Origin of the sequence: Polaromonas sp. YR568 (assembly GCF_943371715.1) — a bacterium.
GTDB lineage: Bacteria > Pseudomonadota > Gammaproteobacteria > Burkholderiales > Burkholderiaceae_C > Polaromonas.
In genome coordinates this window covers 1-21,633 of the sequence record NZ_CALRVW010000041.1, presented here as the reverse complement: position 1 = coordinate 21,633, position 21,633 = coordinate 1, and the positions used below count along the sequence as shown (strand labels likewise).

The following is a 21,633-nucleotide window of genomic DNA, read 5'->3' as shown; positions in this document are numbered from 1 at the left end:
GGTGGGCCGGAAAGCCCGGCACCACGCTGCCGTGGTACATGCTCCAGCCGTCCTTGCGCGAAAAATCCTGGCCGATGGACCGGCCCGACAGCGAGGCCCGGGGCCCCATCTGCGCATTGGCGGCCGGGTAGGCATCGTCGTGGTACACGCAAAAGAGAAAGGGGTCCATCGTCTCCCACGGAAAACCGAGAGGCTTGACCTGAACAAGGGGGTGGGACGCAGGGGAAAAAGAGGGCATGGTGCTGCTTTCAGGCGTCAGCGCCGAGCTTACCGGCATCCGTTTTCGTGTGCCGGCGTGGTCGCTGTGCACCCACGCGCCCTGGGGATTCCGGCAACACCGGCCAAATCGGGACACGTCATCGTGGGTTCGTCCTACAGAACCTGGCCCGCACTGCAGGTAAATTTATGGTTCGTCCTGTTGAATCTACCCAGAAATTATTTTAGGCAGTACAAGGCCGAGGCAGGAAAAACTGCCTGCGCACAATTTCGCGCGCATTTTTCGCTCAAATTCCGAAAGACTCCCATGAAATATTCCATCCTGCTCGCCGCCCTGGTTGCTACCCTTGGTCTGACCGCTTGTGACCGTACGGTTGTCACGCCTACTCCTGCCGTGGTGACCGTTCCTGGTCCTGCCGGCCCTGCTGGCGAAGCTGGTTCCACCGGCGCTGCTGGTTCTACCGGTTCCACCGGTTCGACGGGTTCCACTGGCGCTACCGGTTCGACGGGTTACACCGGCGCAACTGGTTCCACCGGCGCAACCGGCTCCACCGGCCCTAGCGGCGGTGCTACCGGCGCGACTGGCGCCACCGGCGCTACCGGTTCCACCGGCGCTACTGGCGCTACCGGCGCTACCGGCGACACCGTGATTGTTGTCCCGCAAAAGTAAGTTTTCATCGCTCGATCAGCCCTTTCCGGGCTGGTTGGCATGAAACGGGTCGCACCAATGGTGCAGCCCATGAAAAGGGCCCCAGCCACCGCGGTGACTGGGGCCTTTTTCATGGCCGGCAGGCATGGCGCACGCGCCGGGCTCACGCTTTCCTCGGGCCTTGATCAGGCCTTCAATTTCCAGCCGGTACGAAAGATCCACCACACGGCGCCCAGGCACAGCGCCAGGAAACCCAGGATGGCGGCGACGCTGATGCCGACGTTGACATCCGCCACGCCGTAAAAGCTCCAGCGGAAGCCGCTGATCAGGTAAACCACCGGGTTGAACAAGGCAATTTTCTGCCACAGCGGCGGCAGCATGTTGATGGAATAAAACGCGCCGCCCAGAAAGGTCAGCGGGGTCACCACCATCAGCGGCACGATCTGCAGCTTCTGGAAGTTGTCCGCCCAGAGCCCGATGATGAAACCGAACAGGCTGAAGGTCAGCGCCGTCAGCAGCAGGAAACACAGCATCCAGAACGGGTGCGCAATGCTGTAGGGCACGAAGATGCGCGCCGTTGCCAGGATCAGCAGGCCCAGCAGCACCGACTTGCTGGCCGCCGCGCCCACGTAGCCCATGACCACCTCCATGGAGGACACCGGTGCCGACAGCAGTTCGTAAATCGTGCCCGACCACTTCGGCATGTAGATGCCGAAAGCGGAATTGGAGATGCTTTCATTGAGCAGCGACAGCATGATCAGGCCGGGAATGATGAAGGCGCCGTAGCTGATGCCGTCGATGTCACCCATGCGCGAACCAATCGCCGCGCCGAACACCACAAAGTACAGCGAGGTCGAGATCACCGGCGAGGCGATGGACTGCGTCAGCGTGCGGAAGGTGCGCGCCATTTCGAAACGGTAGATGGCGCGGATGGCATACCAGTTCATGCGGCCTCCTTCAGGGCGGCCGGCTGGTCGGCATGCACCAGGCTGACGAAGATGTCTTCCAACGAACTCTCGCTCGAGTGCAGGTCCTTGAAGTCGATGCCCAGCCTGGCCAGCCGTTTGAGCAGCTCGCCGATGCCGGTTTCCTCCTGCTGGGTGTCGAAGGTGTAGACCAGCGTGTGGCCCGCCGCTTCCAGTGCCAGCGGCAGCCCGGCCAGCGCCTCGGGCACGGCCTGCAGCGGCGTGCGCAGCTGCAGCGTGAGCTGCTTCTTGCCAAGCTTGCGCATCAGCACGTCCTTGTCTTCCACCACGATGAGCTGGCCCTTGCTGATCACGCCGATGCGGTCGGCCATCTCTTCGGCTTCCTCGATGTAGTGCGTGGTCAGGATGATGGTGACGCCGCTGTCCTGCAGCTTGCGCACCATCTGCCACATGCCCTGGCGCAGTTCCACGTCGACGCCGGCGGTAGGCTCGTCGAGAAACAGGATTTGCGGCTCATGCGACAGCGCCTTGGCGATCAGCACCCGGCGTTTCATGCCGCCCGACAGCGTCATGATCTTGCTGTCCTTCTTGTCCCACAGCGACAGGTCGCGCAGCACTTTTTCAATATGCGCGGGGTTGGCCGGCTTGCCGAACAGGCCGCGGCTGAAGCTCACGGTGGACCAGACGGTTTCAAACGCGTCGGTCGACAGCTCTTGCGGCACCAGGCCGATCTTGGCGCGCGCCGCACGGTAGTCGCGCACGATGTCGTGCCCGTCGGCTGTCACGCGGCCGGAACTGGGCTTGACGATGCCGCAGACGATGTTGATCAGCGTGGTCTTGCCGGCACCGTTGGGGCCGAGCAGGGCAAAAATCTCGCCACGCCGGATGGTCAGGTCGACCGACTTCAGGGCTTCGAAGCCCGAGGCGTACACCTTGCTGAGCTGTTCTATGGAGATGATGTCTGGCAAATCGATACCCTGCGTTGGCTTGTCCTGCGCGGTACGGCTGCACCGGCCTGCGCCACTGTAACTGGATCGCGCGAAGGCTGCTGGCGCCGGGCCGCGTGCCCGCTCAGGCCGCGGGATAGTTGAGCGCCGGGTACCAGTCGCTGCCACGGCCTTCGGGTGTGCTGTCCAGAATGGTCCACAGCGGCATCAGGTCGGGCGCACCGCGCGGGTCCTGGCCCGGGTCGGCGGTGGCCATGCCCATCTCGGCGCTCCAGAAATGCCGCAGGCTGCCGTCACGCCGCGTGAACACGTTGAAGGCCGGCACATCGGCGTCCTGCGCACTCACATAGTCGCGGGTGTAGTCGCCGCGCACATCCGAGTACAGCTTCAGGTGTCGCCAGCCGCGTTCTTTTTTGAAAGCGGTCAGGCGGGCGATCGGCGAGCGCGCCACCACCACCAGCGCAATGCGCTGCGCCACGTCCTCGGCTTCGCCGTCCCAGGCCGACAGCAGCGAGGTGCACATCGGGCAGGGCTGCTTGCGCTGCGGCCCGAACATGTAGCTGTAGATGGCCAGCGTCTGCTTGCCGGCGAACAGTTCCGAAAAACGCACCGGGCCGTCTTCGCCCTCGAAGTCGTAGTCCTTCGGCAGTACGCCGCCCGGCGGCAGTTCGCGCCGCTGCTGGGCCACGCGTTCGATGTGGCGCCTGAGCTCGATCTCCTCGGCCAGCAGCGCATCGCGTGCGCGCCGGTAGTCTGCGCTTTCATTGGGGAAGCGGACCCCGTTGGCCAGGGCCAGCTGTTGGGCCGGCTTCAGGGGCGGTGTTGCGTTCATGGCTGCACCTGTCGTTCAGCTGCTTTTTTACTTGACCCGGCGGTAAGTGGCCGTCATGAAACGCTTCCAGCTGCCGTCGTCCTGGATCACCTGCGAGGCCAGCTCGTACGTGTCGGGCCCCTGCAGGGTGATGATGTCCTGGTAACGCACCAGGGTGCCGTCGCCGCTGAACGACGGGCCTTCCGTGTCCAGTGTCAGCACTTTTTCGGCCGCGTCCAGCGAGCCCGTGTAATGCCACAGGTGCGTCATCATCGAACCGACGAAGGTGCCGACAAAGGCTTTTTTCTGCGGGTCATACCCGAGCGTGATCAACATCTGGGCCGGGTTGCCGTCGGGCATGCTGCCCTGGCTTTCGCACAGCACCCACAATTCGCCCAGCGTGCGCACGGTTTGTTGGCCCGAGTGTTTCATGGCCGGCTGGCCCGGGCCCATGTCCGCTTCGCCTTCAAAGGTCCAGTCGCCCACCAGCTGCTGCAGCCAGCGGTGCTGGGCCAGCGCCACCGCGGCGGCGCAGAGGTCTTGTTCGGTATTGGTATTGGACATGACAACACTCCTTTCAGGGCATGGGCAACGGGTTGATGACCATCCAGCCCACGCCGAAGCGGTCGGTCACCATGCCAAAGGACGAGGCGTAAAAGGTCTTGCCCAGCGGCATCTGCACTTGCCCGCCGTCGCTCAGCGTCTTGAACAGGCGCGCAGCCTCCGCGTCGGTGGGCACGGTGAGCGTCAGCGAAAAACCCTTGAACTCCGGCTTGCCGCCGAAAGCCATGCCGTCCGAGGCCATCACCTGCGTCTCGCCGATACGCAAGTTGGCGTGCATGATCTTGTCCTCCGAGCCCGGGGCGCACATGCCCGGCTGGGGCTCGGGGTTCTCCTTGAAGCGCATCATCGCCGTCACTTCGGCGCCCAGCGCCGTCTTGTAAAACGTCAGGGCCTCTTCGCAGCGGCCGTCAAAAAACAGATAGGGCTGGACAAGCATGGTGATCTCCCGGGTTCAGTGAATTGGTGAATCAGTGGCTCAGTGGCTCAGTGGATGAAGGGGCGTTCGTGAGCGGGTCCTGCGGCCCTACTTGGACCGCCCGTCGAAGTGGTGGACAGGGATGGCGGCGAGATCCACCCCTTCCAGGCAGCGGACATTGACCGCCGCCATGCGGTTTCCTTTCGGGTCCACACCCTCGCCATAGGCATGAATCCCGCATGTCTTGCAGAAGCGGTGCGCGATGACATGTTTGTTGAAGGTGTAGGTGGCCATCGCGTCTTCCGGCGTGCGCAGGCGCAGCTTCTCGCGCGGCACAAACCACATCAACGCGCCCTTGCGGGTGCATATGGAGCAGTTGCATTCCATGGCCCCGGTGAGTTCGCCTTCCACTTCAAACGCGACCTTGCCGCAGTGGCAGCTGCCTTGGTAAACCATGCTTCAGGCCTCCTCAAAAGCGTGCTGCAGGCGCTGCACGTCGATCTTGTGCATCTGCATCATGGCCTGCATGGCGGCCTTCGCCTTGGCGCCATTTTTATCCTGCAGCATCTCGCCGAGGGCAGAGGGAATGATCTGCCAGGACAGGCCGAACCTGTCGGTCACCCAGCCGCATTGCTGGGGCTGCCCGCCTTCAGAGAGTTTGTCCCAGAGTTCATCGACTTCTTCCTGCGTCTTGCAGTCCACAAACAGCGAGATGGCCGGCGTGAAGCTGAAATGCGGGCCGCCGTTGAAGGCGATCAGTTCCTGCCCCTCGATCTGGAAACTGGCGGACATCACCGTGCCCTTGGGCGCGGGCCCGCCGTCGGCATACCGCCTGATTTCCCCCGGCTTCGAGTTCCTGAAGATCGAGGTGTAGAAATTCATGGCTTCCTCGGCCTGGTCGTTGAACCACAGGAAGGGCGTGATTTTTTGCATCGGTGTGCTCCTTGAAATTGCTGGCGAACCATTGCCTGCGCCGTCAAACAGGGGTATCGTGAAGGTATTGTGTACGGCGTCCACAAAAGAATACCAAAGATAATGGACGGCGTCCACATAAAAAGTAACAAACCATGACCGCCCTGTCCATCACGCCGCCGATCGCGCCGCCGGCCCGCAGCACCTACCGCCACGGTGATCTGCGCCGCGCACTGCTGGAGGCCGGCATCGAGCTGGCGCGCGCCGGTGGGCCCGAGGCCGTGGTGCTGCGCGAGGCCACGCGCCGCGCCGGGGTGGCGCCCAACGCCGCGTACCGGCATTTCGCCAGCCGCCAGGCCCTGCTGCAGGCGGTGCGAGCGGCCGCGCTGTCCGCCGTGGCCCAGGCCATGGAGGCCGAACTGGCCGCCGTGCCTGCCGGCTTGCCGCCCGCCGATTTCGCCCGCGCCAGCGTGCGCGCCGTCGGCACCGGCTACCTGCGTTTTGCCCAGGCCGAGACCGGACTGTTCCGCACCGCTTTCGCCGCCTCCGACGACATGAAGGGCGAAGCCCCGCGCGACCCCGACAAGGCCGGCCCGGGCGGCCTGAACCCGTTCGAGCTGCTGGGCGCCGCGCTCGACAAGCTGGTGCAGGCCGGCGTGATGCCGCCCGAGCGCCGCCCCGGCGCCGAGTTCCTCGCCTGGTCCGCCGTGCACGGCCTGGCCATGCTGGTCATCGACGGGCCGCTGGGTCCGGTGATCGGTCCGCAAATGCAGCTGGTTGGGCAGCGCCTGCTCGACATGGTCGAAAAGGGGCTGTGAGCCGCCCTTGCACCTTTTCTTTCAAACCTGAGGAAAATGGGTGACACGCGAACAGGAGTCACCATGCCCCAGTCCATGCCCCTTCACATCGGAATCGTCGGCTGCTCCGCGGAGGGTGCGGCGCTGTGTTACCGCACCATTTGCGCCGAGGGGCCCCAGCTGCTCGGGCCCCACGCACACCCTGAAATTTCCATGCACACGCCCTCGCTCGCCGCCTACGTGGACTGCCTGGAGCGCGGCGACGTGCAAGGCGTGGGCGAGCTGATGCTGGACTCGGCCTACAAGCTCACAGCCGTTGGCGCCGACTTCCTGATCTGCCCCGACAACACCATCCATCAGGCCTTTGACTATGCCGCGCCGCGCTCGCCGCTGCCCTGGCTGCACATCGCCGAGGTGGTGGCGCAAGAGGCCGTGCAGCGCGGCTTTCATCGCATCGGCATCACCGGCACCCGCTGGCTGGTGGACAGCGCGGTCTATCCGGACAAGTTCAGCGCGCGTGGGCTGCAGTACCTGCGTCCCACGGACACCGAGCGTGACGAGCTGGGCCGCATCATCATGGACGAGCTGGTCTGCGGCATCTTCCGGCCCGAGGCGGTGGCGAGTTTCCAGCGCGTGATGGAAAGAATGAAAAGTGAAGGCTGCGACGCGGTGGTGCTGGGTTGCACCGAGATCCCGCTCATCATCAACGACGGCAACGCGCCGCTGCCCACGCTGGACTCCACGCGCCTGCTGGCGCGGGCGGCGCTGCTGCGCGCGGTGCACGGCACACTTTAGGCATCAAATCGGCCTGCAGCCCAATTGCTGCCTGCGCAAGCTGCTATCAAAAGAGAAGAGTCGGACGCTCTGGGCCAGGCCGATTGCGGCCGCGGCCGCAGGCTCACAGCATTTTCTTGGGCACCAGGGCAATCGTCAGCCCCTTGGCCGTCACCGTGATGCTGCCCGGCTCCAGTCCCAGGCCGTCGGTCAGCATCAGGTCCTGCGGCCTCAGCTTGTGCAGCACCACTTCCTTCAGCGCCTGGGCGGCCAGGGTCGGGGCGTAGGCCTGCAGCAGTGCCGCCGGGCCGGGCGCCATGTCGTCCAGGCGCAGGGCGTTGAGCCGGATCTGGTGCGCGCGCAGTGTCTGGTCGCTGGCCTCGTAACGCAGTGCAAAGTCCACGTCGAAGGTCCCGGTCGAGGGCCGTGCCAGCGCCGGGCCGGCCGCGTCCACCACCATCTCGGTGCCCAGGCGGTTCTGCTCGGGCAGCAGGCGCACGCGCGGTGCCTGCACTTGCAGGTTGAGCAGGCTGCCCATCTCGTAACGCCGCGGGAAGCGCTGCGCCACGGCCTGCTGCAGCTGTTCGACCGTCACCTTGTAGCCCGTTCCGCCAGGCGTGGCCGGCGTGGCGGCGCGCGCCGCATTCGCCGCGGCGGCCAAGGCGGTCCAGCCGGGCAGGGTCAACAACAGTCTGCGTTTCATCGGGCCTTCATCAAGAAAAGTGAAAAAGCGCATGCCAGCATGCAATCAATCATTGTGCGCCGCGCCGGCGCTGCCGCAGCGCATACCCGCCCTGCTGATGCGGTTGTCGGGCACATCCCGTTACGTGCAGACATCTGCTGCCTACAAGCCCACACACACACGACACCTGCGACGCGTTCAATGCTTCAACCCGGCCGCTTGTGGACGGGTGTCAGGACAGCTCATGAAAACGACTCTTTTGGTTTTGACCGTCGCCGGCCTGTCCGGCTGCGCCGTTTATCCGGTGCCGGCTTACCCGACTTATGGCGGTGGCCCGCCCATGGTGGTCGAGCAACCGGTGTACATCGAAGGCGGCTACCAGCGCCGTGGCTACGACTACCCGCGTGGCTACAGCCGGCCCCCGCCTGTGGTGGTGGTGCCGGTGCCGCGCGCCCATCCGCACGGCCCGTCGCGCCACGGCCATGGCCATGGCCACGGTGACCGGGATCATGACCGTGATGGCGACGGAACGCGCGACCGCGCAGACCGCTGGCCGAACGATCCGCGCCGCAGGTAAAACGCAGCCAGGCCCTACCAGCCGAGGTTCGCGTACAGCCGGGCCAGGGTCGCGTCGTCCGGCGTGCCGGAAGCCGGCAGCCCGGCACGCTGCTGGTACCGGACCAGCGCCTTCTGCGTGGCCTCCCCGTACCAGCCATCCACAAAGCGCTCACCGCCATAACCCAGCAGCATCAGTGCCAGCTGCACGGTGCGCACTGCGACGTCGGGCAAGGGCCCGAGCTGGTAACGCTGGTGGGCCAGCGTCAGCTTCTTGTCGTAGCGGTTCTTCTGGAAATCCTGCCCGTTGTAGTTGAAGGCAAACTGCACCCAGTCGGCGTTGCGCAGATGCCGCGCAAGACCGCCCCGCTCGATAAACCCGGCCATGGCGCCAAGCTGCGCATCTTCCGAGGCCTGGCTGGCGTTCACCAGGGCCTCCACGCTGGCAAAGCCGACCTTGGCGGCATTGAACCCCATCACCTGGCCCAGGCCCCAGGACGTGCTTTTCAGCGCGGACTCGCGGTCGAGTGCCAGCGCCCGGGTGAGCCGCTCATACTGAAACGCACCGCCGTCGCCGTAGCCGCCCGAGTTGCGGTTGCTGAGGTCGGGCGCCTGGTCATCGAAGCGCCCGTTTGTGAGCCGGCTGAACCAATGACGCTCGAACAGGATTTTGGGCCGCCGGTCCGGCAGGAAGCCGCAGCCGCTGGTTTCCACCGTCAGCACCGCCCACAGCGCGGGGGCGTCCACCCCCAGCCTGCCGAGCACCGTGTCGATTCCCTGTTGCGACAGCGGCGCTGCCTTGCCTGTGAACATAGCCGGTTTCCTTTCTGCCGCCGGTGATGCAGGAACGATGCGGTCCTGAAAGAGCCGGCGTGCGTTTGAGAGTTGTTATGCTCCCGGTTGTAGCGGCGCGGCGGCGATTTGGCATCCTCCAAATGGAGGACAAAATGCGCGGTGCAGCGGCCGTCGAACCAGTGGATGCATGGTGTTTTTGGCGGCACACCCCCGTTTCGCCGCGCGTGGCCTTCGGTCGCGGGTCAAGCATGAAACCGGCCGTCAGCCCAATGAACACGGGCGACAACAGCTATAACAACAGGAGTGTCAGCGCGCCGTTGCGGGAATCGGCCGACTGGCCCATCATTGGCAGCAAGGAGGCAAGCGCGTGTTTTTCAGCCATTCCAACGAGATCTGGACCCAGTGCCCCGAGCTGGTACCGGGCGCCATGTTTGTGCGGGGCATCAGCAGCAAGGCGGCGGTCGGCCCGCAGGTGACGCGCTTCAGCGGCATCGCCGCGGCGCGGCTGGGCAACAGCAGCGAAGGCGAGCTGCCCGAAATCAAGGCCTGGCGCCAGGTGTTCTCCAAGATGGGGCTCAAGCCCACCAAGTACCGCTGTGCGGCCGAGGCGCTGCTGCGTCGCCTGCGCAAGGAAGGCGCCCTGCCGCGGCTGCACCCGCTGGTGGACCTGTGCAACGCGGTGTCGGCGGCCTTTGCCATTCCGGTGGCCGTGTTCGACCTGTCCAAGGTCGTGGGCGACCTGCAGGTGCGTTACGCCACCGGCCTCGAGCATTACCAGACCTTCTCCGGCGAGGTCGAGCACCCCGAGGCCCATGAAATCATTTTTGTCGACGAGGCCGACAACGCTCACGCGCGCCGCTGGACCAACCGGCAAAGCAGCCTGTCGGCTGTCAGCGCCGACACCAGCACGGTGCTGATCGTTGCCGAAGCGCTGCACGAGTCGGCTTGGGAAGACATGCGCACGCTGATCGCCGCGCTCATGCATGAAGTGCCGGCGGCCTGGCCCGCCGCCACCGCCAAGGCCCGCGTGCTGACCCGGTCGGCCCCGCGCTTCGAGCTGCAGCCGGCAGCGCGCTGAGCACCCCCGCGTCGGCAACCCCATGTAAAGCGGGGCGCTGACTTGCAACAAGATGTGTGTTGCGTCGTCAGGATGTCCGCGCCGGACGTTGTAGACGGGATCATCATGACTTCATCTGGTCACAACTAGCTCACTCAAAGGACTCTCATGAACAAATTACTCGCCACCCTGATCGCTACCCTCGTGACCGGCGCTGCATTTGCGCAAGCCGCTGCACCCGCTACCCCAGCCGTGCCTGCGACGCCTGCAGTGGTCAAGGCAGAAGCCAAGGCCGACAAGTCCGTGGCAGCTGCTGTGAAAAGCGAAGCCAAGGTTGACGTCAAGGCCGACACCAAGGTTGAAAAGGCAGAAGTCAACGCTGCTGAAAAGAAAGCCAAGGCCGTGAAGAAGTCCGCCACGACCAAAGCCAAGGCACAAGCCAAGGTTGCCAAGGCCGACGCAGATGACAAAGCCAAGGCCACCGCCAAAGCTGAAAAAGCCATCGTGAATGCTGACGCCAAGGCCGACAAGACCATCATCAAGGCCGACGCCAAAGTGGAAACCGTCAAGGCCAACGCTGCAGCCGACAAGGCCACCGCCAAAGTGGAAACCGGCGCTGTCAAGGCAGAAGCCAAGGCCGACGTGAAAGCCGCCGGCAGCAAGTAATTGCTACGCAGCGGCTGCCAGCAGCCGCGCGAGCCAAAACAAAAAAGACAGGCAATGCCTGTCTTTTTTTATGGGCGCTTGAAGGTTGGCAGGCTAGGTTCGATGCTGTTCATTGAAGCCGCAGTCTCCGTTCGGGCTGAGCCTGTCGAAGCCTGTCCAGAGTTTGACGGCGGCCCCTTCGACAAGCTCAGGGCGAACGGTTCAAGCGAACAGTTTTCAGGCTAACGCACAGCATTCAAGCCAAATAGGCCGTCAGCCCTTATTCCATGTGCGCAAGCAGCTATCAAAACAGGAGTATTCGGCGCGCCTAACGCCCCACCACCGACCAGCCCGCCTTGAGGTTGGCCTTGTCGTTCTCGTACTCCCACGCCGTGCCGCAGCGGTCACAGCGGTACTTGGTGACGGTGACCAGCGCGCCGCCGCGCCTTTCCTGGCGGTTGGCGCCCTGCACCAACTCCGGGTGCCCCGGGGCCTTGCGCCAGTTGCGCTGGATGCCGGCGCACGAGTCGCACAGCTCCATCTTCTTCAATTCGGTTTTTCGGTTCAGGTCGTCGGTCATGGTGGGGCTCTTGAGGTGGGGGTGACGCCGGGCCGGTGCGGGCACCAGGAGCCTGGGCGGCAGAAGGGACGTCGGCTGCAAAGCGACCGCGGCGGTCCATTTTTCACCGGGTTTTTGCCCCATAGCTACGGCTATGGCGCTGCAAACCCGGCAAAAACTGTCCTCGCCGGGGCCACTTTTCGCTTCGACGCCTTCTGCCGCCCAGGCTCCTAGCCGGGCGTGCTGGGCTCCATTGTCGCGCCTCGGTCGTTTGCCGCAAACCTTCACGCCAAATCGGCCCCCGGCCCTTTTGGAGTAGGCGCCAGCAGCTATCAAAAAAAGAGCGTTACAGGGCCGCCAGCGCCTGCAGCCGCAGATGCGCGGCGTCGCCTGCATCCACGGGCTGCTGCTGCTTGGCGTGCAGGTAATGGTTGGTGAACACGTCCAGGTAAGCCTCCAGCGTCTGCGCCGCATGGGCCTCGCCGGCCAGCGCCAGGCACAGCGCCGCCACTTCCGAGGTGCAGAAAGCCTCGTCGCGCTGCGAGCGGCGCAGCTTGTAGTTCGACAGTTGCTCGCGTTGCAGGCTCAGCACCGGCAGCGCGTCGAGGTAGGGGCTTTTGCGGAACATCCGGCTGGCCTCGGACCAGGTGCCGTCCAGCAGCACGAACAGCGGGCGCTTTCCATTGGCCGCCCCGGCCGGCAGCTCGCCTGTCACTGGCCGGCCACCCTCCACCGCCTCCGCCGGAAACACCAGGTAAGGCTGCCACTGCGGATCGGCCAGCAGGGCCAGCAGCGCGGGATCGACCTCGGTGCGCGCCCAGCTGAAGGCAAAGGTGTCGGCCACCACGTCGGCGATCAGCCAGCCGGTGTTGCTGGGCTTGAGCGGCTCGATGTCGGCCATGAGCAGGCATACGCCGGCGCGCACCGCCACGGCCGGACGCAGGGCGCACAGGCAGTGGCTGGAAATCAGCCGGCAGCCGGTGCAGCGCTCGCCACGCGGGCCGCCGCGCGCCAGAAACGGCTTGGCGCTGCGGGCCAGCCGCGCGCTGCGCAGGCGGCTGACCGCATGGGGAAGTGCGTGTGAAGCGCAAGGGCGAAGCATGGGAAGGACTGTAGCAGCGGGAGCCCTGCAGCCTGCCCTGTCATGCCCCCGCGTTGATCAGACTTCGGTGATGAACTGCTCGCGCGGGCGGCGCACCTTGACCAGGTTCACCAGCCAGTCCTTGTCGGCCTCGCGGTAGCCCAGGGGCAAGATGGCCACGCTGCGCAGGCCGCGGGCGCGCAGGGCCAGGATCTCGTCCAGCGCGTTCGCGTCGAAGCCTTCCATCGGCGTGCAATCCACCTCTTCAAAGGCGGCGGCCATCATGGCGGCGCTCAGGCCGATGTAGGCCTGGCGCGCGGCGTGCTGGAAGTTCAGCTCTGCCTCGCGCTGCGGGTACATGCCCAGCAGCATGTTGCGGTAGTTCTCCCAGCCTTCGTTGGTCGCGCCGCGCACGCTGTTGGTCAGGTCGAACATCATGTTGATGCGATCGGCCGTGTAGTTGTCCCAGGCGGCAAACACCAGCAGGTGCGAGCCGTCGGTGATCTGACCCTGGTTCCAGGCGATCGGCTTGATGCGCTCGCGCACCTCCTTGCTGCTCACCATGATGATCTCGTAGGGCTGCAGGCCGCTGGAGGTGGGCGCCAGGCGCGCGGCCTCCAGAATCCGTTCCACCTTGGCCTGCGGCACCGCCTTGGCCGGGTCCAGCTTCTTGGCGGCATACCGCCACTGCAGGCGCTCGATCAGCGCGTCCGAGGGCATCTCGGTCGAAGGTGCCGTGGAAACGGGGGCGGTCAGGGTGGCAGATGAAGTCATGTAAAAGAAGTCCTTGGTTGATAGCGGCGCCGCGCCGGGCGCGCTTGTACTGAATGTAAGGACTGTGTTGTTGCTTTGGAAGCCCCAATAAAGCACAATTGAGTTGCAATTTCAGCAACAATCAAGCGCCGGCCGCCCGTCACCCTGCCCGCCCCATGCTCAACCCCCAACTCCTCACCACCTTCTCGGCCATCGTCAGCGCCGGCAGCATCAGCGCGGCCGCCGTCCGGCTGGGCTGCGGCAAGTCGGTGCTTTCGCGCCAGCTGGCGCGGCTGGAGGCCGAGCTGGGCGCGCGCCTGATCCAGCGCACCACGCGCAAGCTCATGCTCACCGAAGTTGGCAAGCTGCTGCTGGTGGAGGCCCAGCAGATCGACCGGGCGCTGGGCAACGTGGCGCAGATCTCTGGTCAGTTCCAGCAGGAGGTGCGCGGGCCGTTGCGCGTGGCCTGCCCGCGCCCGCTCGGGCAGCGCCATCTGGTGCCGCTGATCACCGAGTTCACCCGCCGCCATCCGCTGGTGGAAGTGACGCTGCTGGTGGAAGACCGCATGACCGACCTGATCGCCGAGCAGATCGACGTGGCCATCCGCGTCGCGCATCTGGACGACTCTACCCTGGTGGCGCGCAAGCTGGCCGACAACCCCCGCGCCCTGGTGGCCGCGCCGGCCTACCTGGCGCGTGCCGGCATGCCGCACAGCGCCGACGACCTGACGCAGCATGAATGCCTGCTGTGGACACGCGGCAACCGCGTCTACGACGAGTGGTCATTGACCACCGGCGGCGTCACCACGCAGGTGCGGGTCAAGGGACGCATCCACGTCAACGACGGCATGGCCCTGGCCGCCACCGCCTGCAGCGGCGCCGGCATCACGCTGATCGACCGGCTGCTGGTCGAGCAGGAACTGGCCAGCGGCGCCCTGGTCGAGCTGCTGCCCGAGCACAGCCTGCCGCCCGGCCCCGCCATCTACGCCGTTTACCCGGCGCGCCAATGGCTGGCGCTCAACACCGCCACCTTCGTCGAATTTCTGCTGTCGCAGCGCTTCGCGCAAAGGGCGTAAGCGCCGGCCTCGATATAGGCCTATGCGGGCCTGTGCAGCTTTATGCGGCCGGCCGGTGAATCACGCAAAGCTTGTTGCCGTCCGGGTCGCGCAGGTAGGCCAGGTAAGGCTTGCCCGGGTGAGTTTCGCGCACGCCCGGCGGGTCTTCACAGGTGGTGCCGCCGTTGGCCAGGCCGGCCGCATGAAAGGCGTCGCCCTGTTCCGCAGAGTCCAGCTTGAAACCGATGGTGCTGCCGTTGCCATGGCAGGCCGGCTCGCCGTTGATGGGCGTGGTGATGCCGAAGGTGCCGCCGGGGCTGCGGTAGAAATAGCGGTTCTTGTTGGCAACGCCGGGCGCGACACCCAGGGTGCCGAGCACCGCGTCATAAAACTTCTTCGAGGCTTCGAGGTCGCTGACGCCGACCATGACATGACTGAACATTGATGTTGTCTCCGTGAGGTGCCCGAGTAGGCGAAAAGGTATCGGTGGATGTTAAAGGATGGACCGCCGTTAAGCAAAAAGTTCAGCAGGTTTGTGCATCAACTTCAAAGGCCTGACGTGTGCAGGTCCCGCATGTTGCATTGCCCGAATGTATAGAAGGCATCGGTCATGAAGTTGGACAAGTAAACAAGGGGTCTGCAGGTGTTGTGCAACAAAGACATTTGCATCAACGAGTGTTCGTCAGTGTGTGATGTCAGGGCCTGTGTGTCCTTTGCACGCCTAAACTGCTCAGGTCACAAATCGTATAACTATTCTTTGGGGGGACCTCATGACAAACTCGTTGATCAACCGCTGTGCGTGTCTGGCCGTCTTGTTCGGCGCGCTGCTGCTCACTGGCTGCGCCACCCGAATGGAGAAGCAGGCTTTTAATGGTGAAGCCTCTTCTGGAATCAAAAAAATTGCCGTTCAGCAGTGGGATGACCAGGACGAGTATCCGGCCCGCGTCGTCAATCACCCGGGCATGAGTTTCGGGTTGATCGGTGCAGCCATCACGGCCGCCGATACCGCCAGCAAAACCAAAAAACTCAACGACCTGCTGGACCCCAGGAAAACAAAAATCACCTCCGACTTCTATGCCAAAGCCCTGCCTGGCCTGCGGCAGCTCGGGTATGAAGTCGTCACCGTGCCGTTAAAACGCGGCGCCAAGCCTGCGGCCGTGAAAGAGACCGAGCGCGTGACGACAGGGCAGGACGCGTTTCTGCAGCTGAACATCGAGGCGGCGTATCTTGCAGCAGGCGCATCGACCGCGTACTTTCCTTTTGTGGTCATGACCGCTGAGCTCAATGACAGCAAATCCAAGGCGCTTTTGTACAGAGAGGTCTACCACTACGGTTACAACGCCGGCAACAAGGACGTCGTGCATATTGAAGCCGCAGCCGATTGCAAATTCAGCGACATCGACAAACTGGTGGCCGACATCGAAAAAACCAGAACCTGCCTGACGGCCAGCGTCGACCTTCTGGTCAAGCAGATCGTGGCTGATCTGAAAAAGTAAGTTCGATCACTGACGCCTCAACCCATGCGCGATCCCTTCATCCGTCTGGCGGCGGCAGCTTGCCTGGCCGCTGTTCATCTGGTGGGCAACGCGCAAGACGCTGCGCCGCTTGCCACCCAGACCGCGGCCCCCTCCGCGCAGGGCACGGCGCCCTGTTGCCAGCAATTGAAAACGCTGGCCAGGGTGCCCCTTCCGCTTGAAAAAACCGAGTTGAGGCTGGACGAAAAATCCCCCGCTCATGACTTTGGACAAGGCGCACAGGCGCTGTTGTTGCTGGAGCTTCCGGCCTACACGAAAACATATGGCGTCAGCATCACCAGCCTTCCCCTGGCTGGCGGCGCAGGTAAAGGCAAAGAACTCACGCACATCGCCATGCGCATTGAAACGCTGGATGCTGACTTTTCGCCCCTCAGGGTGTACCCCCACACCGGCATGAAAAAGCGCGGCCATGGGTATGAGAAGACGATCTTCATCAACCCCTCCAACCAGAACGAACGCTACCTGCTGATTTACGGGGCCTTGAACCTCGAGCCCGAACAGGTCACCGTGTCCGGGACCGATGTCGTGTTTGTCGGCACGGGCTTCTTCATTGGCGGCATCGACAACGCCTTCAAGCTGAGAGCCACCAGCAACGGCGTGCTTCAGGTGGAAGCCAAGGGCCTGCAACCCGCGAAACCATAGGTCGGGAGGGCGCGTGGCGTCACGGTGCCCCTGCGCTGGCCGGGGTCAGCCGGCCGCCGGGGTAGCTGGACAGCACTCAGCCCTTCTCAGCGGCTGTCCACGCATTCAAGTTCAAACAGCGGCACATCGAGCTGCCGGCTCAGCCACACACCGCCGCCAATTTCGATCAGGCCCTCGCGCAGCCCGCGGCGGTACAGCTGCGCCGGGTGACGAAACAGGCGCGGGTCGGCCAGTTCATCGTCGATGACGTCGCGCTCGTAGTCTTCGCGCGTGGCGGCCTCCACATACAGCGCGCCCCGGCACAGGCGGCCCAGGTTGTGCAGCGCACGCTTCAGGTCCGCCGGGTTCAGGTAGGTCAGCACGGCCTGGCAGATCACCAGGTCGAAGGGCTCGGCAGCGGTGTAGTCCACCACCGACCCACGCTCCCAGCCATACCGTTCGCACAGGTAGGCGCTGTACTCCACCCCGTGGTAACTCGCATCAGGAAAGTGCGTGGCCACAATCTCGCGCCACACGCCAATGCCGCAGCCCATGTCCAGCACCCGCGACACCGGCACGCGCAGGTACTTGAGGTAGCTGCACACAAAGTTGCCCAGGCGCTCCACATGCGCCGGGTCCACCACGCCGGTCTTCTCGTCAAAGTAATAGCGCTGGTAGTACGCTTCGTCGAACCATGAGTCACTTGCAGATTTCATGCGCTTCGCTCTTCTTTCTTGTGCAGGCCGGCAGCAGGCTGCGCGACGGCAACAGCGCACGAGGCGTCCGGCAGCGTGTCAGGTGAATGGGGTCAAGCCCAGGGTCAAGGCGCATGGTACTTGAGTGCACTTGCGCACCATTCGCCGCACATAACGCGGCGAATAAAACGCATCCGACTCTTGATCTGTCATTGCGGGCTTGACCCGCAATCCATGAACCCGCTTCGCAGTGGGCGGGCGCGGTGGGTCGGGAGCCACCAAGGCGCTCAAAGTGCTGGAGTCGCCGTGTCTCTGCCCGCGCAGGGCTTCGCGCGTTATTGCGCCGGCTTGTCCACCTTCATGCAGGGGCGGTCTGGCAGGCGCGAGTCGCACACGGTGACGCTGCGCAAATGCTCCGTGGCCGCAGTCACCTGCTCGCTGGTGGGGTTGGACTTGAACGCGCGCTGAACCACATAAAAGCTGTCGTTGCCCTTGATGGCCTTCAAGAAGGTGTGCTCCGGCTTGCCGGTACTGGTGTTCAGCGGGCAGGCTTGGATCCACACCGCAAACGGGTAGCCGTTCTCCTGGCCGCTGGCCACGGTGGCAAACTCCGCGCCCTTGCAGGAGGCGGCCCAGGTCTGCTGCATGAAGGCCCGAAAACCATCAGGCGTGGCCGTCTTGAGCCCCAGAAAAATCTGACTCGTCAGCATCTCGGTCCAGTTCTTCACCGACTCGGCCTGCGGCACCATCTCGGTCATGATCATGTTGCCCTTGCGGGCCTGGAAGTCGATCTTGTAGCCCGGGGGCAGGCCGTGGACGAGGTTCTCGTCTTTCAGCTCCGCGTGGGCGAGCAGGGGCAGCAGGGCGAGCAGGCAGATGGACAGAAATTGGCGGGTCATGGCGTTCCTCCTTGGTTGGCTGACAGATTAGTTGTGGCTGCCGGTCAAGCCGGCCGGTGCAGCGCGCAAAGCTTGTTGCCGTCCGGGTCGCGCAGGTAAGCCAGGTAAAGCCGGCCCACCGAACCGTCGCGAATGCCGGGCGGGTCTTCACACGTCGTGCCGCCGTTGGCCACACCAGCCGCATGCCACGCATCGACCTGCTCGGGCGACTCCATCTTGAAACCGATGGTGCTGCCGTTGCCATGACAGGCCGCTTCGCCATTGATGGGCGTGGTGATGCCAAAGCTGCCGCCCGGGCTGCGGTAGAAGTGTAAGCGTCCTCTCAATACCCCTCTTGACGCCGGATCGATGAAGGAGCTAAAGCAGGTCGCTCACACCTTCGTTGACCTCGTCGACGAACGTGTCATTTGACCAAGCCAGGCCGATGGCCTTGTCCAGGCGTTTAAGCAGGGCGTTGAGGCTCTCGTCATCGCGACGTACGAGCATGGCTAGGCAGTTGCTGGCATCGGCGGCTGTAGCGACGCACTTGTGCGGCGGCAGCGCACCGATCGTGATGTCGCCGCCGTCCTCGATCAAGGCCTCGATATAGTTCGTCCAGGCCATTGCCGCTCAGACCTTGATCTCGCCGAGCCGGTCGTTGATCTCGATGGTGTCGAAGGCTAAAGGGTCCCAGGCATCGGTGCCGATCCATTCGACCAGCTCGTCGTGCTCGGGATCGTCAGGGTTCGCCATGGCCCGCACGAACTCAGCATAACCCGGCACGCCTCCGCAATCCTCGGGCGGCGTTGCACAGGCACCACCAGCACAGAACGGGAGCATGAACTCCGGAATCGGTGCAATCTTCTTCTCGACCTTGATGCGGTGGTCCCAATAGTCCCCGAAGTCGTAGACGTAGCTCAACGTCGACCGGTTCAGGGCGGTGGTCAGTCGCGTGCTCTCACTGGTGATCGAGCCAGGATCGTCGTACATCGGATCTGGCGTGCCATAGCGCTCGCCATCGCCAGCGATGAACTCGTGCAGATGCGAGTGGCCCCAGCCGAAGGCGGCCTGGATGACGAGGTGCAACTTGGCCAGAGTGATCGTCTCTGGCACCAGGACGCGGCGCCAGACCTTGGGCTTGGTGCCACGCAATTCGATGTGCAACTGCAGGATCGCCACTGGTGCCTTGATTCGTTGAACCTTGCTCGCCATATTCAAGCTGCTTGTCGTTGGTCTTCGGCGTGTCGGCCGATGTTCCACGGCAGCAACTCGTCGATGCGGTTGATCGGATGGTCGGCGATGCGCCCGAGCACATCGCGCAGGTAAGCCTCGGGGTCAAGTCCGTTGAGCTTGGCCGTCTCCACCAGACTGTAGATCGCAGCGGCCCGCTCGCCCCCTGCGTCCGAACCCATGAACATGAAGTTCTTCCTGCCCAGGCTGACGCCGCGCAATGCCCGCTCAGCAGCGTTGTTGTCAATCTCGATACGGCCGTCATCGCGGTAACGCGTGAGCGATCTCAGCCGTGTGAAGGTGTAGCCGATCGCGCGACCCAGCTCCGATTTGAGCGACACCTGAGCGAGCATCTGGCCCATCCAGGCAAATAGCTCCTCCAGCAGCGGTCCGGCCCGAGCCTGGCGCTGGCGGCAGCGTTCATCGACAGGGCTGCCCCGGATGTCCACCTCGATCGCGTACAGCGCACCAATGCGTCGCAGCGCCTGCTCGGCCACCGAGCCCGCCACACGGCCCTGGCTCTCGTGCAGATCCCAGAAGGGCCTGCGCGCGTGAGCCCAGCACGATGCCTCGATGATGTCCCCGCTGGCATAGAGCTTGGCAAAGCCCGCATACGCATCGGCCTGCAGCACACCCTTGAAACCCTTCAGGTGGGCCTGGGGATGCTCGCCCTTGCGGTCGGGCGAGTAGCGCAGCCACGCAGCCGGCGCTTCAGGACTTCCCGAGGATCTGTCGTCTCGTACATACACCCACAGACGCCCGGTCTTGGTTCGGCCACGCCCAGGCGACAGCACCGCCACCGGCGTGTCGTCGGCGTGCAGCTTGGATCCCGCCAGCACGTAGCGCCCCAGCGCCGCGATCAATGGGTCGAGCAGCTTCTCGCTTTGTCCAACCCAGCCAGCCATGGTCGAGCGCTCGATCTGCACCCCCTCACGCGCGTAGATGCCGCTTTGGCGGTACAGGGGTTGGTGGTCGCAATATTTGCTCACCAACACATGCGCCAGCAGTGCAGGCCCAGCGATGCCACGGGCGATCGGCCGGCTCGGCGCCGCAGCCTGGAAGATCGATTCGCAAGCCACGCAGGCCAGCTTGGGGCGCACGTGGCGTATCACCTTGAAGCGAGACGGCACGTACTCCAGCTGCTCGCTAACGTCCTGGCCGATCTGACGCAGCCGGCCTCCACAGGCCGCGCAGCCGCAAGCCTGGCCCGCAGCATCGCGATGTCCGTGCGACGCCTCGGGCCGGTAGATCCGGTTGTCTCGAGGAAGGTGCGCTGGCAAGCTTCGATCAAAGCCTTCACTGTTGGCCGCGTCCCGTTCGGGTGCCACCTTCGCAACTGACGACATTTCACACAGTGGTCCACCCTCGATCAGAGCGATTTGCGGGTCATCCAGCTGCTCGCTGGACGAACCAAACCGGGCCCGCATCTGGCGCAGCAACTGCACTTTGAGTTTGTCTACCAACAGCTTGAGCAGCGCCACCTCAGCGTCGCGCGCCTCAACGACTCGCAAGAGCGAATCGACCGTATGGGGCGTTTTGGTGGTGTCAGGCACAGCCTCAACTATGCCATCGCGAACGGCCTGTTTGCGCTACCTACCCCTTCGTAAGCAGGTTATTTTTGCGGTGACCTCATACAGTGGTCAGGCCGCCAGAGCGGGCCGGTCGGTGCGCGCCGGCATGCGCCAGTCGATGCCCTCAAGCAGCATCGACAGCTGCGCTGGTGTGAGGCAGATCTTGCCCGACTGGGCCTGCGGCCAGACGAAGCGGCCGCGCTCCAGCCGCTTGGCCAACAGCAGCAAGCCCTGACCATCAAACCACAGTACCTTGAGCATGTCGCCGCGCCGGCCGCGGAACACGAAGACGTGGCCGCAGAAGGGGTTGGCCGCCACCGCGGTCTGCACCAGCGCCGACAGCCCGTTAAAGCCCTTCCTCATGTCGGTGTGGCCCGCAACGATCCACACGCGCGTGCCGCCCGGCAGGCCGAACCCTTCGATCACTTGGCAGCGCTCATCAAGGCGGCAACTACCAGGCGCACGTTTGTCTCGTCAATCTCGCCGCGCAGACGAATTCGCGCTGCGCCAATGTCGATCTCAATGACGCCGCCACTCCTGCGCGTTGGCACCGGGGACGTCCCTGCTTGGCGCATCACCGCCTGCGCAGTCACCGACACCGGCAACAGGGTAGGCGTTGCCGCATCGCTCGACCGGGTGTGCCCATACTTGGTGCACCACTTGTGCACCAGATTCGCATTGAGCCCGTTGGCCAGTGCTACTGCCGCCACAGATGCTCCAGGCCGCGCGCACTTCTGGACCACCGCCTGCCTGAATGCACGTGCGTACACGGGCCTGCCCGTGGGCCCAATCTTTACAACTCTCGACCCCTCAACCAGCTCTGACATGGTGCCCACCTTCTACTACTTGGTGGGCACCATCTTGGACAATACTTAGCCCACTCTCAAGAGGGTGCAGAGCAGACGCTTAC

At 64.2% G+C, this 21,633-nt stretch carries 29 protein-coding genes and 2 pseudogenes; 9 read left to right on the top strand and 22 right to left on the bottom strand.

Translation table 11 applies throughout. From position 1 onward, the window contains the following. Positions 1-238: pseudogene (locus tag AAG813_RS19230) on the bottom strand (pirin family protein); the annotation flags it as partial. Between the two features lie 285 nt (positions 239-523). On the opposite strand from AAG813_RS19230, the gene AAG813_RS19225 reads away from it, so the two are divergent. Further along, positions 524-886: a collagen-like protein gene (locus AAG813_RS19225; RefSeq protein WP_341917647.1), complete on the top strand. Its 363-nt coding sequence runs from the start codon at positions 524-526 to the stop codon at positions 884-886. Positions 887-1,050: 164 nt separating this feature from the next. On the opposite strand, the gene AAG813_RS19220 is transcribed toward AAG813_RS19225, so the two are convergent. The 7 genes from AAG813_RS19220 to AAG813_RS19190 all read right to left on the bottom strand — a co-directional run bounded on the left by AAG813_RS19220 (position 1,051) and on the right by AAG813_RS19190 (position 5,461). Beyond that, complete coding sequence (locus tag AAG813_RS19220; protein ID WP_341917645.1) at positions 1,051-1,812, bottom strand: ABC transporter permease; 762 nt, start codon at positions 1,810-1,812, stop codon at positions 1,051-1,053. After that, positions 1,809-2,759 carry an ABC transporter ATP-binding protein gene (locus tag AAG813_RS19215; protein ID WP_341917644.1) on the bottom strand — a complete coding sequence of 317 codons (951 nt, stop codon included), beginning with the start codon at positions 2,757-2,759 and terminating at the stop codon, positions 1,809-1,811. Before AAG813_RS19215 ends, AAG813_RS19220 begins: the two co-directional genes overlap by 4 nt. Before the next feature lie 103 nt (positions 2,760-2,862). Continuing rightward, entirely contained in the window at positions 2,863-3,570 is a 708-nt protein-coding gene (locus AAG813_RS19210) for a DUF899 family protein (protein ID WP_341917643.1), read from the bottom strand. Between the two features lie 27 nt (positions 3,571-3,597). Then, complete coding sequence (locus AAG813_RS19205; RefSeq protein ID WP_341917642.1) at positions 3,598-4,113, bottom strand: DUF1579 domain-containing protein; 516 nt, start codon at positions 4,111-4,113, stop codon at positions 3,598-3,600. Between the two features lie 13 nt (positions 4,114-4,126). Continuing rightward, positions 4,127-4,549 carry a VOC family protein gene (locus AAG813_RS19200; RefSeq protein ID WP_341917640.1) on the bottom strand — a complete coding sequence of 141 codons (423 nt, stop codon included), beginning with the start codon at positions 4,547-4,549 and terminating at the stop codon, positions 4,127-4,129. A gap of 87 nt (positions 4,550-4,636) precedes the next feature. Further along, positions 4,637-4,984: a GFA family protein gene (locus tag AAG813_RS19195; protein ID WP_341917639.1), complete on the bottom strand. Its 348-nt coding sequence runs from the start codon at positions 4,982-4,984 to the stop codon at positions 4,637-4,639. A gap of 3 nt (positions 4,985-4,987) precedes the next feature. Then, a complete protein-coding gene (locus AAG813_RS19190; RefSeq protein ID WP_341917637.1) occupies positions 4,988-5,461 on the bottom strand; it encodes a VOC family protein in 474 nt (157 codons plus the stop codon). A gap of 134 nt (positions 5,462-5,595) precedes the next feature. Between AAG813_RS19190 and AAG813_RS19185 the strand changes: the two genes are divergently transcribed. Next, positions 5,596-6,258 carry a TetR/AcrR family transcriptional regulator gene (locus AAG813_RS19185; RefSeq protein ID WP_341917635.1) on the top strand — a complete coding sequence of 221 codons (663 nt, stop codon included), beginning with the start codon at positions 5,596-5,598 and terminating at the stop codon, positions 6,256-6,258. A gap of 75 nt (positions 6,259-6,333) precedes the next feature. Continuing rightward, the gene (locus tag AAG813_RS19180) at positions 6,334-7,032 is read left to right on the top strand and encodes an amino acid racemase (protein WP_341917651.1); all 699 of its coding nucleotides are present in this window, start codon (positions 6,334-6,336) and stop codon (positions 7,030-7,032) included. 103 nt (positions 7,033-7,135) lie between these two features. Here AAG813_RS19180 and AAG813_RS19175 read toward each other — a convergent pair whose 3' ends face one another. Further along, positions 7,136-7,714 (bottom strand): DUF1439 domain-containing protein, encoded by a 579-nt coding sequence (locus tag AAG813_RS19175; protein WP_341917633.1) that lies wholly within the window; start codon positions 7,712-7,714, stop codon positions 7,136-7,138. Positions 7,715-7,937: 223 nt separating this feature from the next. On the opposite strand from AAG813_RS19175, the gene AAG813_RS19170 reads away from it, so the two are divergent. After that, positions 7,938-8,270, top strand: coding sequence for a hypothetical protein (locus AAG813_RS19170; RefSeq protein WP_341917632.1), 333 nt, complete (start codon positions 7,938-7,940; stop codon positions 8,268-8,270). A 14-nt stretch (positions 8,271-8,284) separates the two neighbouring features. Here AAG813_RS19170 and AAG813_RS19165 read toward each other — a convergent pair whose 3' ends face one another. Beyond that, positions 8,285-9,061 carry an N-acetylmuramidase domain-containing protein gene (locus AAG813_RS19165; protein ID WP_341917631.1) on the bottom strand — a complete coding sequence of 259 codons (777 nt, stop codon included), beginning with the start codon at positions 9,059-9,061 and terminating at the stop codon, positions 8,285-8,287. Between the two features lie 349 nt (positions 9,062-9,410). Between AAG813_RS19165 and AAG813_RS19160 the strand changes: the two genes are divergently transcribed. Next, positions 9,411-10,121: a phenylalanine--tRNA ligase beta subunit-related protein gene (locus tag AAG813_RS19160; RefSeq protein WP_341917629.1), complete on the top strand. Its 711-nt coding sequence runs from the start codon at positions 9,411-9,413 to the stop codon at positions 10,119-10,121. A gap of 147 nt (positions 10,122-10,268) precedes the next feature. Continuing rightward, the gene (locus AAG813_RS19155) at positions 10,269-10,766 is read left to right on the top strand and encodes a hypothetical protein (protein ID WP_341917627.1); all 498 of its coding nucleotides are present in this window, start codon (positions 10,269-10,271) and stop codon (positions 10,764-10,766) included. A gap of 307 nt (positions 10,767-11,073) precedes the next feature. Here the strand turns inward: AAG813_RS19155 and AAG813_RS19150 are convergent, their stop codons facing one another. The 3 genes from AAG813_RS19150 to AAG813_RS19140 all read right to left on the bottom strand — a co-directional run bounded on the left by AAG813_RS19150 (position 11,074) and on the right by AAG813_RS19140 (position 13,105). Further along, a complete protein-coding gene (locus AAG813_RS19150) occupies positions 11,074-11,325 on the bottom strand; it encodes a hypothetical protein (RefSeq protein ID WP_096671011.1) in 252 nt (83 codons plus the stop codon). A 325-nt stretch (positions 11,326-11,650) separates the two neighbouring features. After that, positions 11,651-12,406 (bottom strand): tRNA-uridine aminocarboxypropyltransferase, encoded by a 756-nt coding sequence (locus AAG813_RS19145; protein ID WP_341917625.1) that lies wholly within the window; start codon positions 12,404-12,406, stop codon positions 11,651-11,653. 57 nt (positions 12,407-12,463) lie between these two features. Beyond that, complete coding sequence (locus AAG813_RS19140) at positions 12,464-13,105, bottom strand: nitroreductase family protein (RefSeq protein WP_341917650.1); 642 nt, start codon at positions 13,103-13,105, stop codon at positions 12,464-12,466. A 209-nt stretch (positions 13,106-13,314) separates the two neighbouring features. Between AAG813_RS19140 and AAG813_RS19135 the strand changes: the two genes are divergently transcribed. Next, a complete protein-coding gene (locus AAG813_RS19135; RefSeq protein WP_341917624.1) occupies positions 13,315-14,214 on the top strand; it encodes a LysR family transcriptional regulator in 900 nt (299 codons plus the stop codon). A gap of 40 nt (positions 14,215-14,254) precedes the next feature. Here AAG813_RS19135 and AAG813_RS19130 read toward each other — a convergent pair whose 3' ends face one another. Further along, complete coding sequence (locus AAG813_RS19130) at positions 14,255-14,635, bottom strand: VOC family protein (protein WP_341917622.1); 381 nt, start codon at positions 14,633-14,635, stop codon at positions 14,255-14,257. A gap of 340 nt (positions 14,636-14,975) precedes the next feature. Between AAG813_RS19130 and AAG813_RS19125 the strand changes: the two genes are divergently transcribed. After that, a complete protein-coding gene (locus AAG813_RS19125) occupies positions 14,976-15,689 on the top strand; it encodes a hypothetical protein (protein ID WP_341917621.1) in 714 nt (237 codons plus the stop codon). Positions 15,690-15,713: 24 nt separating this feature from the next. Continuing rightward, a complete protein-coding gene (locus AAG813_RS19120) occupies positions 15,714-16,370 on the top strand; it encodes a hypothetical protein (protein WP_341917619.1) in 657 nt (218 codons plus the stop codon). 86 nt (positions 16,371-16,456) lie between these two features. On the opposite strand, the gene AAG813_RS19115 is transcribed toward AAG813_RS19120, so the two are convergent. The 8 genes and pseudogenes from AAG813_RS19115 to AAG813_RS19080 form a co-directional block, all read right to left on the bottom strand. Then, positions 16,457-17,065 carry a class I SAM-dependent methyltransferase gene (locus AAG813_RS19115; RefSeq protein ID WP_341917618.1) on the bottom strand — a complete coding sequence of 203 codons (609 nt, stop codon included), beginning with the start codon at positions 17,063-17,065 and terminating at the stop codon, positions 16,457-16,459. Between the two features lie 314 nt (positions 17,066-17,379). Continuing rightward, entirely contained in the window at positions 17,380-17,943 is a 564-nt protein-coding gene (locus tag AAG813_RS19110; RefSeq protein ID WP_341917616.1) for a hypothetical protein, read from the bottom strand. Positions 17,944-17,987: 44 nt separating this feature from the next. Continuing rightward, positions 17,988-18,254 (bottom strand): annotated as a pseudogene (locus AAG813_RS19105) (VOC family protein); the annotation flags it as partial. 46 nt (positions 18,255-18,300) lie between these two features. Continuing rightward, a complete protein-coding gene (locus tag AAG813_RS19100) occupies positions 18,301-18,546 on the bottom strand; it encodes a hypothetical protein (protein WP_341917614.1) in 246 nt (81 codons plus the stop codon). A 6-nt stretch (positions 18,547-18,552) separates the two neighbouring features. Then, positions 18,553-19,134 carry a plasmid pRiA4b ORF-3 family protein gene (locus AAG813_RS19095; protein WP_341917612.1) on the bottom strand — a complete coding sequence of 194 codons (582 nt, stop codon included), beginning with the start codon at positions 19,132-19,134 and terminating at the stop codon, positions 18,553-18,555. Positions 19,135-19,136: 2 nt separating this feature from the next. Further along, positions 19,137-20,705, bottom strand: a complete 1,569-nt coding sequence (locus AAG813_RS19090; protein WP_341917611.1) for an IS66 family transposase — start codon at positions 20,703-20,705, stop codon at positions 19,137-19,139. 87 nt (positions 20,706-20,792) lie between these two features. After that, the gene (tnpB, locus tag AAG813_RS19085) at positions 20,793-21,146 is read right to left on the bottom strand and encodes an IS66 family insertion sequence element accessory protein TnpB (RefSeq protein WP_341917648.1); all 354 of its coding nucleotides are present in this window, start codon (positions 21,144-21,146) and stop codon (positions 20,793-20,795) included. Continuing rightward, positions 21,146-21,433, bottom strand: a complete 288-nt coding sequence (locus tag AAG813_RS19080; RefSeq protein ID WP_341917609.1) for a hypothetical protein — start codon at positions 21,431-21,433, stop codon at positions 21,146-21,148. The genes tnpB and AAG813_RS19080 overlap by 1 nt, the downstream gene beginning before the upstream one ends. Between the last annotated feature and the right edge of the window lie 200 nt (positions 21,434-21,633).

Coding starts and splice junctions, on each gene's coding strand:
- AAG813_RS19155 (WP_341917627.1), top strand. CDS start 10,269: ATGAACAAATTACTCGCCACCCTGATCGCTACCCTCGTGACCGGCGCT.
- AAG813_RS19120 (WP_341917619.1), top strand. CDS start 15,714: ATGCGCGATCCCTTCATCCGTCTGGCGGCGGCAGCTTGCCTGGCCGCT.
- AAG813_RS19205 (WP_341917642.1), bottom strand. CDS start 4,113: ATGTCCAATACCAATACCGAACAAGACCTCTGCGCCGCCGCGGTGGCG.
- AAG813_RS19170 (WP_341917632.1), top strand. CDS start 7,938: ATGAAAACGACTCTTTTGGTTTTGACCGTCGCCGGCCTGTCCGGCTGC.
- AAG813_RS19225 (WP_341917647.1), top strand. CDS start 524: ATGAAATATTCCATCCTGCTCGCCGCCCTGGTTGCTACCCTTGGTCTG.
- AAG813_RS19135 (WP_341917624.1), top strand. CDS start 13,315: ATGCTCAACCCCCAACTCCTCACCACCTTCTCGGCCATCGTCAGCGCC.
- AAG813_RS19190 (WP_341917637.1), bottom strand. CDS start 5,461: ATGCAAAAAATCACGCCCTTCCTGTGGTTCAACGACCAGGCCGAGGAA.
- AAG813_RS19110 (WP_341917616.1), bottom strand. CDS start 17,943: ATGACCCGCCAATTTCTGTCCATCTGCCTGCTCGCCCTGCTGCCCCTG.
- AAG813_RS19145 (WP_341917625.1), bottom strand. CDS start 12,406: ATGCTTCGCCCTTGCGCTTCACACGCACTTCCCCATGCGGTCAGCCGC.
- AAG813_RS19195 (WP_341917639.1), bottom strand. CDS start 4,984: ATGGTTTACCAAGGCAGCTGCCACTGCGGCAAGGTCGCGTTTGAAGTG.
- AAG813_RS19095 (WP_341917612.1), bottom strand. CDS start 19,134: ATGGCGAGCAAGGTTCAACGAATCAAGGCACCAGTGGCGATCCTGCAG.
- AAG813_RS19200 (WP_341917640.1), bottom strand. CDS start 4,549: ATGCTTGTCCAGCCCTATCTGTTTTTTGACGGCCGCTGCGAAGAGGCC.
- AAG813_RS19210 (WP_341917643.1), bottom strand. CDS start 3,570: ATGAACGCAACACCGCCCCTGAAGCCGGCCCAACAGCTGGCCCTGGCC.
- AAG813_RS19130 (WP_341917622.1), bottom strand. CDS start 14,635: ATGTTCAGTCATGTCATGGTCGGCGTCAGCGACCTCGAAGCCTCGAAG.
- AAG813_RS19150 (WP_096671011.1), bottom strand. CDS start 11,325: ATGACCGACGACCTGAACCGAAAAACCGAATTGAAGAAGATGGAGCTG.
- AAG813_RS19100 (WP_341917614.1), bottom strand. CDS start 18,546: ATGGCCTGGACGAACTATATCGAGGCCTTGATCGAGGACGGCGGCGAC.
- AAG813_RS19115 (WP_341917618.1), bottom strand. CDS start 17,065: ATGAAATCTGCAAGTGACTCATGGTTCGACGAAGCGTACTACCAGCGC.
- AAG813_RS19140 (WP_341917650.1), bottom strand. CDS start 13,105: ATGCCCTCGGACGCGCTGATCGAGCGCCTGCAGTGGCGGTATGCCGCC.
- AAG813_RS19180 (WP_341917651.1), top strand. CDS start 6,334: ATGCCCCTTCACATCGGAATCGTCGGCTGCTCCGCGGAGGGTGCGGCG.
- AAG813_RS19185 (WP_341917635.1), top strand. CDS start 5,596: ATGACCGCCCTGTCCATCACGCCGCCGATCGCGCCGCCGGCCCGCAGC.
- AAG813_RS19175 (WP_341917633.1), bottom strand. CDS start 7,714: ATGAAACGCAGACTGTTGTTGACCCTGCCCGGCTGGACCGCCTTGGCC.
- AAG813_RS19220 (WP_341917645.1), bottom strand. CDS start 1,812: ATGAACTGGTATGCCATCCGCGCCATCTACCGTTTCGAAATGGCGCGC.
- AAG813_RS19165 (WP_341917631.1), bottom strand. CDS start 9,061: ATGTTCACAGGCAAGGCAGCGCCGCTGTCGCAACAGGGAATCGACACG.